This is a genomic window from Tessaracoccus oleiagri (assembly GCF_900103275.1).
Taxonomy (GTDB): domain Bacteria; phylum Actinomycetota; class Actinomycetes; order Propionibacteriales; family Propionibacteriaceae; genus Arachnia; species Arachnia oleiagri.
In genome coordinates this window covers 489,284-500,876 of the sequence record NZ_FNGP01000001.1, presented here as the reverse complement: position 1 = coordinate 500,876, position 11,593 = coordinate 489,284, and the positions used below count along the sequence as shown (strand labels likewise).

Genomic DNA, 11,593 nt, shown 5'->3' with positions numbered 1-11,593 from the left:
TGCCTTTCAGGGTCGATCGGTTCAGCTTAGTTGCCGGGGAGCATGAGGGGCCCGTCGATGCCGAGCGGCCACCCGAGCAGGTACCAGACGACCATGAACAGGGTCCACCCGATGCCCATGGCGATCGAGTACGGCAGCAGGGTCGAGATCAGCGTGCCCATGCCGAGTTTCTTGTCGTAGCGCTGGGCGTAGCTGAGGACGAGCGCGAAGTACGGCAGCATCGGCGTGATCGGGTTCGTGATCGCGTCGCCGATTCGGTACATCATCTGCGTGAACGCCGGGTGGTAGCCGAGCAGCATCATCATGGGCACGAAGATCGGCGCGAGGATCGCCCACTTGGCCGACGCGGAGCCGATGAACAGGTTGACGATCGACGACAGGACGATGATGCCGATGATGATCGTCACGCCGCTCTGGCCCTCGAGCAGCTGCGCGCCCTTGATGGCGATGATGGTGCCGAGGTTGGACCAGCCGAAGTAGGCGAGCATCTGGGCGGCGAAGAACACGATGACGATGAAGTTCGCCATGGACGCCATGGAGTCCACCATCATGCGGGTGACGTCGCCGCCGTTGCGAATGGTGCCGGCGAGGATGCCGTAGACGAGGCCCGGGATCAGGAAGAAGATCGCCAGGACCAGGCCCACGCCGTTCATGAGCGGGGAGTCGTTGACGAGGCTGCCCGTCTCGGCGTTGCGCAGGAAGCTGTTCTGCGGCAGCGACCCGACGACGAGCGCGACGATCACCAGCAGGACGGCGATGTTGGCCCAGCGCAGTGCGCGGCGCTGCTGCGGGGTGATGCCGGGGGCCATCTCCGCGACTGGCTCGGCCATCTCGTAGGCGCCCAACCGGGGGACCGTGATCTTGCTGGTGACCACCCAGATGATCGGCAGCAGGAACAGGACCGAGGCGGCGATGAAGTACCAGTTCATCGCGACGTTGGTCTGGATGGTCGGGTCGATGAGCTCGGCGGCGGGCTGCGTGAACACCTGGACGAGCGCGTCGGACATGCCGAGGATGAAGTTGGCGGCGAACCCGCCGAGTGCGGACGCGTACGCGAGCGCGATGCCGGCGATCGGATGCCAGCCCATCTTGATGAAGATCATGGCGGCGAGCGGCGGCAGGACGATCGGCGCCGCGTCGCCGGCGACGTTGCCGAGGAGGCCTATGAAGGCGATCGCCGGGATGATCAGGATGCGCGGGGCCTTGACGACCGCGTTCTGCAGCATGACCTCGAACCAGCCGGTGCGCTCGGCCACGCCGATGCCGAGCATCACGACGAGCACCATGCCCAGCGCGGGGAAGGTGCCGAAGTTGCGCGCCGCCTCGGAGAAGATCCGGCCGAGCCCCTCGCGGTCGAGGAGGTTGACCGCCTCGACGACCTCGCCGGTGGCCGGGTGCGTCGCCTGCACCCCGGCGAGCGCCGAGATGGCGGACGCCACCAGGATCAGACCACACAGCACCGCGAAGATGATGATCGGGTCGGGCAGCTTGTTGCCACCCCACTCGATCACGTCGAGGAACCTGTTCAGCAGGCCCTTGCGCTGGCGCGGCAGGGTCTCGGTCGCTTGGCTCATGGGTGTCGGCTCTCCTCGCCGGACGGGGGCACAGCACTCCCTCGGAAGGGCTGCATGGACCCAGTCATTAAATGTCGAGGCGACGCGCCGTGTCCAACCGAGCTCTTTCTCGACCGATTGTCGAGACACAGCGACGAGCCTGCTTAGGCTTCTTCCCATGCAGATCCTCCGCTACGAAGGAATCCCGCTCGAGCACCCGGACTTCTGGGTCTACGAGCTCGACGCGGCGCTCTGGCGCGGGGTGGTCGAGGGCCTCTACGGGGACGACGACATGGCGAGCCTCCCCGTCGCGCGGTGGGCCGAGGCGCAGGCACCGATGTACTCCCGGGTGCTGCACCTCGTCGCGGTCGACGGTGACCGCCGGCTGGGGGTGTGCGCGATCGAGTTGCCGCAACGCGACAACCGCCACATCGCCTACCTCAGCGTCATCGTCGACCCGGCGTACCGGCGGCGCGGCGTCGGGTCCGCCCTCCTGGACGCGGCGATCCAGTTCTGCCGCGGCGACGAGCGGACCACCTTCCAGGGCTGGACGTGGGAACCACTCCAGCCGGCGGGACCGCGTCGGCTCCGCGGCACCCACGGCGACGGGGAACTGGACGCCGACCGGGACTCCGTGGCGTTCGCGACCCGGCACGGCTTCAAGCTGATGCAGGTGGACACCATGTCGCGGCTCGTTCTGCCGGAGCAACCGGAACTTGAGGCGCAGGCCCGAGCGGCCCGGGAGGCGACGTCGCCCGACTACCGGATCGTGCAGTGGATGGGCTTCCCGCCGGAATGGGCCGACGACCTGGCCGTGCTCGGCAGGGCGATGGGGGCCGACGTCCCCACCGGCGGCGCGGATCTGGAGGAAGAATCGATGGACGAGGAGCGGCTCCGACTCCTCGACGCGGCGCGCACGCGCGTGGGCATCGAACGGCTGACCACCGCGGCGCTGCACGTGCCGTCGGGGCGGCTCGTCGCCAAGTCCTCGATCGTGCGGTTCGCGGCCGGGGACGAGGTGGCGGACCAGTGGGACACCATCGTCCTGCGCGAGCACCGCGGCCTTGGCCTCGGGTGGTTCGTCAAGACCCACAACCACGCCGCGCTGCGGAGCCGCTGGCCGGAGGTGCGCCGCCTGATCACCGGCAACGCTTCGGAGAACCAGTGGATGCTCGCGATCAACCGCCGCCTGGGCTACGAGCCGTTCGCAGCCTCGGGCTGGTTCCAGCGCAAGGGATGATCAGTCGCCCGTGCGCAGCACGATCGAGTGGACGCCGTCCTCTACCGTGAGCTCCAGGGAGCCGCGGAAGCCGGTGAGCTCGTCGGTGCCGGAGCCGGGCGTGGCCTCGTAGTAGAGGGCCGCGTCGCCACCGTCCATCGTGGCGAACTGCTGGAAGACGACGGTGCCGCGCCGGCCGGCGATGGTGCCGGTGAAGCGCTCGATCGCGACGTAGCCGGCGGTCCCGTGCGCCGGGTCGCCCGCGGAGACGAGGGTGCCGTGGCTGGTGCCCTCGAGGTCCCCGGACCACGTCTTGGTGAGGTTCATGCGATCGGTCCCCTCCACCACCGTCTCGGTGGGGAGCAACTCGACCTCGAAGGTGGCGCGGTACTCACTCATGACGAAACGCTAACCCGGGAGCGGGGCCGAATTACAGAAAACTCATTTGCTGGGCGATCTCGACGCTGGGCGGGAGCGGCGAGATCGCCCAGCAAATGAGTTTTCTGTAAATCTGCGGTCAGTCCTCGATGGTGAAGCCGAACCGCTCCGCGAAGGCGGGCACGAGCCCGTCGGCCTGTGCGCGGGTCATGGTGCTGCCGCGGAGCGCGTCGAGGCTGCTGACGGTGTCGATGCGGGCGTCGCGGAGGTCTACCTCGGAGAGGCGCGCGTCGTCGATGGTGAGCGTGCCGATCGCGCAGTCCTCGAACCTCACGCCAGTGGCGCGGGCGGCGCCAAGGTCGAGGTCCGCCACCTGACAGCGGCGGAACACCACGTCGCGGAGCGTCGAGGAGCGGAGGTTCAACCACTCGACCTTGCAGTCCTCCACCACCACCGACTGCCACGTCGACTCGTAGAGCTCCGCCGCGCCCAGCCGCGACGAGGCGATCGTCACCTCCCGGAGTGTGGCGCGGGCTGCGGACAGCGTGGGGGCGGAGACCTCTGCGAGCGTGGTGGCGACGAAGCGCGCACCCTTGAGGTTGGCGTCGCCCAGCCGGAGTCGCTCGAGCCGGCACTCCAGGAAGGTCACGCCCGCGAGGCGGCGGCCGGCGAGGTCCAGCTCGGCGAAGCGGGTGAGTTCGTGGTCGTCGCGCTCGAGCAGGTCGGTGAGGTCGCCGTCGACCAGGTCCGGCGTCATGTGCGGAGCTCGGCGTAGGCGACGGCGAGGGCACGGGCCGAGGCGTCCACGATGTCGCGCCACTCCAGCGCGCCCTCGTCGGCCCCGTCGGAGACGTGCTTGACCATGACCAGCTCGACGCCGAGCATCCGGCAGGCGTGGGCGATCGCGAACCCTTCCATGTCGACGAGCTGGCAGCGGGCTGCGAGCCCGTCGCGCTCCGGGCCGCCGACCACGAAGGAGTCGCCGGTCCCGAGGACGGGGCCGTCGCCGCCGAGTTCGATGCGCTCGTCGGGGGTCAGCCCGGCGGCGCGGAGGGCGTCGGCGTTGAGGTCGCGGTTGATGACGGCAGAGGGGCGCTGGATGCCGCGCAGCGAGGGGTCGAGCGTGCCGGCGGTGCCGAGGTTCACCACGCGTGTCGGGCGGTGCTCGCAGATGGCGCGGGTCGTCGCGACGGCCGCCTGCACCATGCCGACCCCGGTGAGCACGAGGCGCACGTCCTCGGGGAGGTGGGCGGCCTCCTGGTGGGCGGCGACGACGATCAGATCACTCATGGGTGGAACGGTAGCAACGGGGGCCCGGACGGCGAACCGTCCGGGCCCCCGGCGACAGGGTCAGGGCTGGAGGCCGAGACCCCGCAGGTAGTCGAGCGGGTCGCCCGCAGAGTACACGTCGCCCGGCGTGGCGCCGGCGGGGTAGTACTCGAAGTGCAGGTGGTCGCCGAACGCGCGACCGGTGCTGCCGACGTCGCCGATGTGCTGGCCGGCCTCCACGCGTTCGCCCACTTGGACGGTCTTGGCGCTGAGGTGCGCGTACAGCGTGTGGGAGCCGTCGTCGGCGCGGACGATGACGTGCTGCCCGGCCCAGCCGCCGGCGGAGCCCGCCACGACCGTGCCGTCGACGACGGAGTAGACGTCCGTCCCGCCGGCCGCAGCGAAGTCCAGCCCGGTGTGGTACTTCGACCACAGGCCGGTGGCGCCGAACACGGCGCTCAGGCGGTAGCTACCGGCGCTGAGCGGCAGGGAGGCGCCGTCGACGACGGTGTTGCTCGCGCCGCTCGAGGCGACGGTGCGGTCCTGCACGTGCGTGCGGACCTGGTCGCCGATCCCGCGGTGCTCGGTGGCGGTGGCGCGGCGCGGCGTCTCCGCGGAGGTGACCTCCGACAGCTCGGTGCCGTACGCCGCGCGCTTCGGCGCGGGGGCCGGCGCCTGGTCGACGGGCCGCTCGGTTGCCGCGGTCTCCTCGGTCGCCGTGTCCTCGACGGGGGCGGTCTCCTCGACGGGGGCGGTCTCCTCGACGGGAGCCCCATCCTCCACCGGGGCCGACTCCTCGACGGCAGGCTCCTCGGCAGCGGGCTCCTCGGCGGGTGCCTCCTCCTGCGACTCTTCGGTGAACGCCTCGGCCTCGACGGAGGCGTTGGCCTCGTCGGCCGTCGCCTGGCCGTAGTCGGCGGCGTCGGCGCTCTGCTCGTCACGGGTCGTGGCGCCGGTCTCGTAGGAGCCCTGGGCCTCGGCGCTCACCGTCGGCTCGACGGTCTCGTCGGCGGAGGCGCTGGTGACGGCCATGCCGCTCAGCCCCATCGCGACTGAGGCCAGTCCGGCCACGGCAGAGCGTCGCCACCAGCCGGCGGAGGGTGACGGCGTGTGGCCGATCGCGCGACGTGGCGTGATTGCGGTCTTGTTCATGAAGTAGTTCCCTTCTTCTGTTTCTTTGACCGTCCACCACTCTGAGAGATTCTCAGGAAGAATCCAAATCCTCGAGCGGATTCACAGGTCAATCACAGGTTCACTACGCCGTACTTCCCGTGCGCGCGAGACGCTTTGATGAGGACTTCTCTCAGGAAGCGATCCCGGGCCCGCCCGCGGACCTGGTGCGCCCGATAATCGGGGCATGGATCTGCTCGGCATGACGTTCGCCTCCGGCTGGGCGTCCGGCATCAACGCCTACGCGACGGTGCTGGTGCTCGGTCTGCTCGGCCGCTTCGTCGACGTGGGCGGGGTGCCGGAGGGCCTCCAGCGCACCGACGTGCTCATCGTCATGGGGGTGCTGGCCCTGGTGGAGTTCGTCGCCGACAAGGTCCCGGTCGTCGACTCCCTCTGGGACGTGCCGTCGACCGCCATCCGCCCGATCGTCGGTGCCGTCATCGGCGCGCTGATCGCGGGAGCGGAAGGCGACCTGCTGACGATCTCCCTCGCCGCCGTGGGCGGCGTGACGGCGCTGGTGTCGCATCTCACCAAGGCGGGCATCCGGCTGGCGGTCAACACGTCGCCGGAGCCGGTGAGCAACGTCGGCGCCTCCGTGGCGGGGGACATCGGCGTCGTGTCGGTGGCGGCGCTGGCGGCGACGTTCCCCGTCGCGGCCGCCATCGTCGCCGCGATCCTGCTCGGGGTCATGCTGTGGATCGCTTGGGCGCTGCTGTCGAGGATCCGGCGCGGCTGGCGGTGGTTGCGCGCGAAACTCACTCGCGACGAGGCCGCCCCCGCTTAGCGCCCGGTCCGGTGGGCGATCGGATGCGCGACCGCCCTAGCCGTTGACCGGTCTCGCAGTCGCCGGGGGGACGCCGATCTCGCTGATGTCGTGGCCGCTGCAGCCCGCACCGGTGACGCGCGCCTGCTCGATCCGAGACACGAGGAACCACCGCATGGCGTCGCGGAGCCGGCACCAGCCGATCAGGTACCAGTGGCCGTTCCTGGAGGCGAACATCACGGGCTCGACGTCGCGGGTGGTGGTGACGCCGTCGAGCGACGTGTACCGGAGGCGCAGCACCCGTTGCTCGGTCATCCCCTCCTCCAGCGCCGACCTGATCGTCCGCGGGACCTTCGGCGCCTCGACCCAGATGCGTGCCGCCAGTTCGTCCGCCCTGGCCCGGGTGGCGGGGTCCAGCACGTCCACGATCTTCCGGACGCCGGCCAGTGCGAGATCGGCATAGGGAGCGTCAGGAGCGGCGGACACCGCCGCGAGGAGCGCCACCGCCTGCACCGGCGTCACGCTGACCGGGGGGAGCGTCCCTCCGGCGACCAACCCGTAGCCACCCCCGGGCCCCGTGCGCGACCAGATCGGCGCGCCGCTGTTCTCGAGTGCGGTGATGTCGCGCTTGATGGTGCGGACTGACACGCCGAACTCCGCCGACAGCCGCTCCGCCGTGCATCCACGCCGCCCGCTGCGCCGCAGCATTTCGGAGAGGGCGTGGAGCCGTTCGGACCTCTTCATCACTTCGCCCACTGCGCAGCCACGCAAAAATGATGCCACAAATCGTGACATGCCGTTGTCCGAGGCGACTGCGAGCATCGGGGTATGAGCGAGAAGACGACCAAACCGACCATCCTCCTGATCGCGGGCCACTGGCTGGGTGCGTGGGCCTGGGACGAAGTGGTGGAATCACTGGCCGCGGCCGGCTGGTCCGCCGTCCCGATGACGCTGCCCGGCCTCGACCCAGAGGACCCCGCGCGGGCATCCCGAACCCTTGATGACCAGGTGGAAGCCATCGAACAGACCCTGGCCCGGATCGGCGCATCGCCCGGCGAACCTGCGCTCATCGTGGCGCACAGCGGCGCGAACGCGCCGGTCAGCGTCGTGCTCGATCGCCACCCCGAACTCGTGCGCCGCGTGGTGTGGGTGGACAGCGGACCCGTCGCGCCCGGCACCGTCTTCGCGCCGGATCTGCCCTACGCGGTGCAGGAGCTTCCCCTCCCGCCCTTCGAGGCGCTCGGCCAGCAGGCCAGCCTCGACGGCCTGAGCGGCGAGGCGCTCGAGCGCTTCCGCGCGAGGGCGGTTCCACAGCCCGCGGGAGTGCTGCGGGGGCGGGTGGAGCTCGCAAGCGACGCACGCCTGGCGGTCCCCACCACGCTGGTGTGCTGTTCGATGCCGAGCGCGCAGATCGTGGAGCTCGCAAGCGCCGGCCACCCCATGTTCGCCGAGGTCTCGAACCTCCGTAGCGTCGACCTGGTCGACCTCCCGACGGGTCACTGGCCCATGTGGAGCCGACCCGGCGACCTCGCCGACGTCATCGCCGCGGCCGCGGCAACCGCCTAGAGGTCGCGGCTCGAGAGCACGCAGAACTCGTTGCCCTCGGGGTCGCGCAGCACGGTCCAGCTGACGTCGTCGCCCTGGCCCACGTCGGCCGTGGTGGCGCCCATGTCGAGCAGGCGCTGGATCTCCGCGTCGCGGTCCTGCGAGGTGTGCGGGGCCAGGTCGATGTGCAGCCGGTTCTTCACGGTCTTCTTCTCGGGCACGGCCACGAACACCAGGCCCTGCCCCGCCCGCAGCCAGCTCTCGAGGTCGGGCGGCGGGTGCTCGTCGACGTGTTTCGGGATCACCACGCACTCCTCGGGGGTGTCGTGGATCAGCTGCCAGTCGAGCACCTCGGCCCACCAGCGGGCCTGTGCCTGAGCGTCGAGCGAGTCGACCACCACCGTGTACCACCTGAGTGCCATACGGTCACGCTACGCACGCAACGAGGCACTTGATGGCAACTCTGCCCAGAAACCCGACGGCAACATAGGCTCGATGGTGACAGACCTCATGGCAAGGAGAACCACAATCATGAGCACCCCCACGCAGAAGCTCACCGAGGCGGGCGTCAGCATCTGGCTCGACGACCTGTCCCGCCCCCGCATCACCACCGGCAACCTGGCCGGCCTCATCGAGTCGCACAACATCTCGGGCGTCACCACCAACCCGACCATCTTCGCCGCCGCGCTCTCGGGCCACGGCTACGACGACCAGGTGAACCAGCTCGCCGCCGACGGCGTCTCCACCGACGACGCCATCACCGAGCTCACCACCGACGACGTCCGTGACGCCGCCGACGTGTTCCGGCCCGTCTTCGACGCCACCAAGGGCGTCGACGGCCGCGTGTCCATCGAGGTGTCGCCCGACCTCGCCCACGACACCGAGGCGACGATCGCGCAGGCCAAGCAGCTCTCGGCCAAGGTGGACCGCCCCAACGTGCACATCAAGATCCCCGCGACGAAGGCCGGCCTGCCCGCCATCACCGCGGTCATCGCGGAGGGCATCTCCGTCAACGTGACGCTGATCTTCTCCCTCGAGCGCTACGCCGAGGTCATCGACGCGTACCTCACCGGCCTCGAGCAAGCGAAGGCCGCCGGCCGCGACCTGTCGAAGATCCACTCCGTCGCGTCGTTCTTCGTCTCCCGCGTGGACACCGAGGTGGACAAGCGCCTCGCCGCGATCGGTTCCGACGAGGCCCTCGCCCTCAAGTCGAAGGCCGGCATCGCCAACGCCCGACTCGCCTACGAGCTCTACGAGGAGCAGTTCGCCTCCGACCGCGCCAAGGCGCTCCTCGACGCCGGCGCCAACGTGCAGCGCCCGCTGTGGGCGTCCACCGGCGTGAAGGACCCGTCGCTGCCCGACACGCTCTACGTGACCGAGCTCGTCGCCCCCGGCACCGTCAACACCATGCCGGAGAAGACGCTGAACGCCACCCTCGACCACGGCGAGATCGCCGGCGACAAGGTGTCCGGCAACTACGTCGACGCCCACAAGGTGATGGACGACCTCGCCGCCGTCGGCGTCGACTTCAACGACGTGACCGAGCTGCTCGAGCGCGAGGGCGTCGAGAAGTTCGTCGCCTCCTGGCGCGAGCTGCAGCAGTCCGTCGAGAACGCCCTGCAGGCCGCCCGCGCCTGACGGTCCAAGGAGCCCCGGCTCGTCCTAGCGGTTCGCGTCCTCCCAGAGGTCGCGGGCGATCTGGGCGGCCGGGGCTTCGCGCGCCTCGTGCCAACCCGTGCCCGCCCACATGGCGAGGTATTCGGCGCGCCCCGCGACAGCGGCCGCACGTCGGATGGGCAGCGTCATCGTGTGCACCGACGGGTAGGCCGCGGGCGCGATCTTGTGGAAGCGGCGCACGAACTCGTTCTCGAGGCTGCGCGCGAAGCGGCCGGTGAAGGCCCTCGTCGGGATGGCGTCGGCGTAGGAGCGCTCGCGCAGCGCCCTGCGGTAGGCGGGGCCGGTGCCGGCCTCGTCGGAGAGCAGGAAGGCGGTGCCCAGCTGTACCGCGGTGGCGCCCGCATCGAGCGCCGCCCGGATCGCCCGGCCGTTGGTGAGGCCGCCCGCAGCGATGAGCGGAAGGTCGACGACGCGCCGCACCTCGGCGAGCAGGTCGAGCAGCGGCGTCGTGCCGGGAAGGTCGGAGGTGAGGAAGGTGCCGCGGTGGCCGCCGGCCTCCGGGCCCTGCACGATGAGCGCGTCGACGCCGGTGGCGGCGGCGAGCTTGGCCTCGTGCGCGTCGGTGACCGTCACCATGACGGCGGTGCCCTCGGCCCGCAGCCGCCTCACGACCTCCTCGCTCGGCGTGCCGAACGTGCAGGAGACCGCCGGGACCGGCTTGGAGATCAGCAGTTCCACCTTCGCGGCCCAGTCGTCGCGGTCGTGGACGGGTTGGCCCACCTCGACGCCGAGTTCCTCCGCGATGGGCGCCAGCTCCTGGCGGAACACGGCGAGCGCGGCCTCCACGTCGGGGCGGAAGGGCGACTCGTCGGGCAGGAAGACGTTGACGCCGAAGTGGACCTCGGCCGACTGGGCGAGGTCGATGTCGTCGCTCAGCTGGGCCGCGGTCCGGTAGCCGCCGGCCACGAAGCCGAACCCGCCGGCCGCGCCCACGGCTCCGACCAGTTCCGGGGTGCTGACGCCGCCCGCCATCGGCGCGGCGATGATGGGAATCTCCAGTGATTGCAGCGAGAACACGTCGTCCTCCTTCGTCCGCCTACGGCAATTGTCGAGGAATCAGGTGAGGGCCGCTGCCCAATCGGGACTTTCGGTCCCTCCCACGTGGGCCGTCGCGTCGAAGCCGAGCGCCTCGAGGCGGGCACGGGCGACGGCGACCTCGTCGTCGGAGAAGAGCGGCGCGAACCAGGGCAGCACCACCTGCGCCTCTATGGAGTCGACGAGCTGCCCGCCCTCCTGCAGCGCCGCCAGCCCGGCGACGGTGGTGCCGTCGGCGAGGTGCTCGCGGACCGCGGGCACGACACCTTCCCGGGCGAGCGTCCGCATGAACGCGGTGGGCCGGTAACCGGTGCGCTGGGCGGCGCGGAGGCCGGCGGTCACGGCCAGTTGGAGGTGGGTGGCGCGCAGGTCGCGGGCGGCGTTGGCGCGCTCCATGTCGTCGGCGAGCATCGCGTTGTAGTCGCGCGGGTGGCGGCGGAGCTCGTCGACGAGGCGCCGCACCACCTCGGGTGGCTTGTTCTGGCTGAGCTTGCGCAGCATCTCGAACGACTCCACCCGCAGCCTGAGCCCCAGGGTGCCGCGGGCGGCGCGGTGGGCGGCCTCGCCCTGGTGCTCCAGGAGCCTGGGCTCGGGGCGGTGGCCCTCGAACTTGCGGACGAGTTGCTGCAGGACGGTGAAGTTCTCCTCCGCGGAGAGCAGTTCGACGGAGCAGGTGAGGTGCGCGGTGGTGTGGTTCCACGTCGGCACGAACTCGCCCTCGGGGTACCAGTCGGAGGAGATGTAGCCGTGGGCCCCTTGGATGACGACGAGCATCGGGTGCTGCCCGAGTTCGAGCGTTCGGCGGTCCTGCTTGCCGACGTGGGTCACGAGCGTCACGCCCTCGTCGCCCTCGAGGAGCACCGGGTAGTGGCTGGCGCGCAGCCCGTCGGCGGTGTCGGTCACCAGCGTGGCCCACGGGTTGGCGTCGACCAGGGCGCGGAGCTCCGCCACGTCGTCGGACGCGTAGTAGGGGTTGGTCAGCAC

Annotated in this window: 13 protein-coding genes; 4 read left to right on the top strand and 9 right to left on the bottom strand. The window is 70.5% G+C overall.

Going from position 1 to position 11,593, the window contains the following annotated elements; genetic code table 11:
• Positions 1 to 26: 26 nt before the first annotated feature.
• Positions 27 to 1,574 carry an AbgT family transporter gene (locus BLR46_RS02220; protein ID WP_093248563.1) on the bottom strand — a complete coding sequence of 516 codons (1,548 nt, stop codon included), beginning with the start codon at positions 1,572 to 1,574 and terminating at the stop codon, positions 27 to 29.
• A 157-nt stretch (positions 1,575 to 1,731) separates the two neighbouring features.
• Between BLR46_RS02220 and BLR46_RS02215 the strand changes: the two genes are divergently transcribed.
• Complete coding sequence (locus tag BLR46_RS02215; protein WP_143008179.1) at positions 1,732 to 2,793, top strand: GNAT family N-acetyltransferase; 1,062 nt, start codon at positions 1,732 to 1,734, stop codon at positions 2,791 to 2,793.
• On the opposite strand, the gene BLR46_RS02210 is transcribed toward BLR46_RS02215, so the two are convergent.
• The 4 genes from BLR46_RS02210 to BLR46_RS02195 form a co-directional block, all read right to left on the bottom strand.
• Positions 2,794 to 3,171, bottom strand: a complete 378-nt coding sequence (locus BLR46_RS02210) for a DUF3224 domain-containing protein (protein WP_093248562.1) — start codon at positions 3,169 to 3,171, stop codon at positions 2,794 to 2,796. It abuts the gene before it with no gap.
• A gap of 118 nt (positions 3,172 to 3,289) precedes the next feature.
• Positions 3,290 to 3,907 (bottom strand): pentapeptide repeat-containing protein, encoded by a 618-nt coding sequence (locus tag BLR46_RS02205; protein ID WP_093248560.1) that lies wholly within the window; start codon positions 3,905 to 3,907, stop codon positions 3,290 to 3,292.
• A complete protein-coding gene (locus BLR46_RS02200; protein ID WP_093248557.1) occupies positions 3,904 to 4,440 on the bottom strand; it encodes a nucleosidase in 537 nt (178 codons plus the stop codon). The genes BLR46_RS02205 and BLR46_RS02200 overlap by 4 nt, the downstream gene beginning before the upstream one ends.
• A gap of 60 nt (positions 4,441 to 4,500) precedes the next feature.
• The gene (locus tag BLR46_RS02195) at positions 4,501 to 5,571 is read right to left on the bottom strand and encodes a M23 family metallopeptidase (protein WP_093248540.1); all 1,071 of its coding nucleotides are present in this window, start codon (positions 5,569 to 5,571) and stop codon (positions 4,501 to 4,503) included.
• Between the two features lie 205 nt (positions 5,572 to 5,776).
• Here BLR46_RS02195 and BLR46_RS02190 point away from each other — a divergent pair, with 205 nt between their 5' ends.
• Positions 5,777 to 6,373: a DUF4126 domain-containing protein gene (locus BLR46_RS02190; protein ID WP_093248538.1), complete on the top strand. Its 597-nt coding sequence runs from the start codon at positions 5,777 to 5,779 to the stop codon at positions 6,371 to 6,373.
• A gap of 36 nt (positions 6,374 to 6,409) precedes the next feature.
• On the opposite strand, the gene BLR46_RS02185 is transcribed toward BLR46_RS02190, so the two are convergent.
• Entirely contained in the window at positions 6,410 to 7,096 is a 687-nt protein-coding gene (locus BLR46_RS02185; RefSeq protein WP_093249529.1) for a helix-turn-helix transcriptional regulator, read from the bottom strand.
• 84 nt (positions 7,097 to 7,180) lie between these two features.
• On the opposite strand from BLR46_RS02185, the gene BLR46_RS02180 reads away from it, so the two are divergent.
• Positions 7,181 to 7,918: an alpha/beta fold hydrolase gene (locus tag BLR46_RS02180; protein ID WP_093248536.1), complete on the top strand. Its 738-nt coding sequence runs from the start codon at positions 7,181 to 7,183 to the stop codon at positions 7,916 to 7,918.
• Here BLR46_RS02180 and BLR46_RS02175 read toward each other — a convergent pair.
• Positions 7,915 to 8,319, bottom strand: coding sequence for a VOC family protein (locus BLR46_RS02175; protein WP_093248534.1), 405 nt, complete (start codon positions 8,317 to 8,319; stop codon positions 7,915 to 7,917). The two genes, BLR46_RS02180 and BLR46_RS02175, sit on opposite strands and share 4 nt — an antisense overlap.
• 109 nt (positions 8,320 to 8,428) lie before the next feature.
• Between BLR46_RS02175 and tal the strand changes: the two genes are divergently transcribed.
• Entirely contained in the window at positions 8,429 to 9,535 is a 1,107-nt protein-coding gene (gene tal / locus BLR46_RS02170) for a transaldolase (protein ID WP_093248532.1), read from the top strand.
• A 24-nt stretch (positions 9,536 to 9,559) separates the two neighbouring features.
• On the opposite strand, the gene BLR46_RS02165 is transcribed toward tal, so the two are convergent.
• Positions 9,560 to 10,591, bottom strand: a complete 1,032-nt coding sequence (locus BLR46_RS02165) for a nitronate monooxygenase (protein ID WP_093248531.1) — start codon at positions 10,589 to 10,591, stop codon at positions 9,560 to 9,562.
• A 39-nt stretch (positions 10,592 to 10,630) separates the two neighbouring features.
• Positions 10,631 to 11,593: an FMN-binding negative transcriptional regulator gene (locus BLR46_RS02160; protein ID WP_093248529.1), complete on the bottom strand. Its 963-nt coding sequence runs from the start codon at positions 11,591 to 11,593 to the stop codon at positions 10,631 to 10,633.

What these genes read in the sequence shown, in the direction of transcription:
- BLR46_RS02190 (WP_093248538.1), top strand. Translation starts at nt 5,777, where the DNA reads ATGGATCTGCTCGGCATGACGTTCGCCTCCGGCTGGGCGTCCGGCATC.
- BLR46_RS02215 (WP_143008179.1), top strand. Translation starts at nt 1,732, where the DNA reads ATGCAGATCCTCCGCTACGAAGGAATCCCGCTCGAGCACCCGGACTTC.
- BLR46_RS02200 (WP_093248557.1), bottom strand. Translation starts at nt 4,440, where the DNA reads ATGAGTGATCTGATCGTCGTCGCCGCCCACCAGGAGGCCGCCCACCTC.
- tal (WP_093248532.1), top strand. Translation starts at nt 8,429, where the DNA reads ATGAGCACCCCCACGCAGAAGCTCACCGAGGCGGGCGTCAGCATCTGG.
- BLR46_RS02180 (WP_093248536.1), top strand. Translation starts at nt 7,181, where the DNA reads ATGAGCGAGAAGACGACCAAACCGACCATCCTCCTGATCGCGGGCCAC.
- BLR46_RS02205 (WP_093248560.1), bottom strand. Translation starts at nt 3,907, where the DNA reads ATGACGCCGGACCTGGTCGACGGCGACCTCACCGACCTGCTCGAGCGC.
- BLR46_RS02210 (WP_093248562.1), bottom strand. Translation starts at nt 3,171, where the DNA reads ATGAGTGAGTACCGCGCCACCTTCGAGGTCGAGTTGCTCCCCACCGAG.
- BLR46_RS02175 (WP_093248534.1), bottom strand. Translation starts at nt 8,319, where the DNA reads ATGGCACTCAGGTGGTACACGGTGGTGGTCGACTCGCTCGACGCTCAG.
- BLR46_RS02185 (WP_093249529.1), bottom strand. Translation starts at nt 7,096, where the DNA reads ATGAAGAGGTCCGAACGGCTCCACGCCCTCTCCGAAATGCTGCGGCGC.
- BLR46_RS02195 (WP_093248540.1), bottom strand. Translation starts at nt 5,571, where the DNA reads ATGAACAAGACCGCAATCACGCCACGTCGCGCGATCGGCCACACGCCG.
- BLR46_RS02220 (WP_093248563.1), bottom strand. Translation starts at nt 1,574, where the DNA reads ATGAGCCAAGCGACCGAGACCCTGCCGCGCCAGCGCAAGGGCCTGCTG.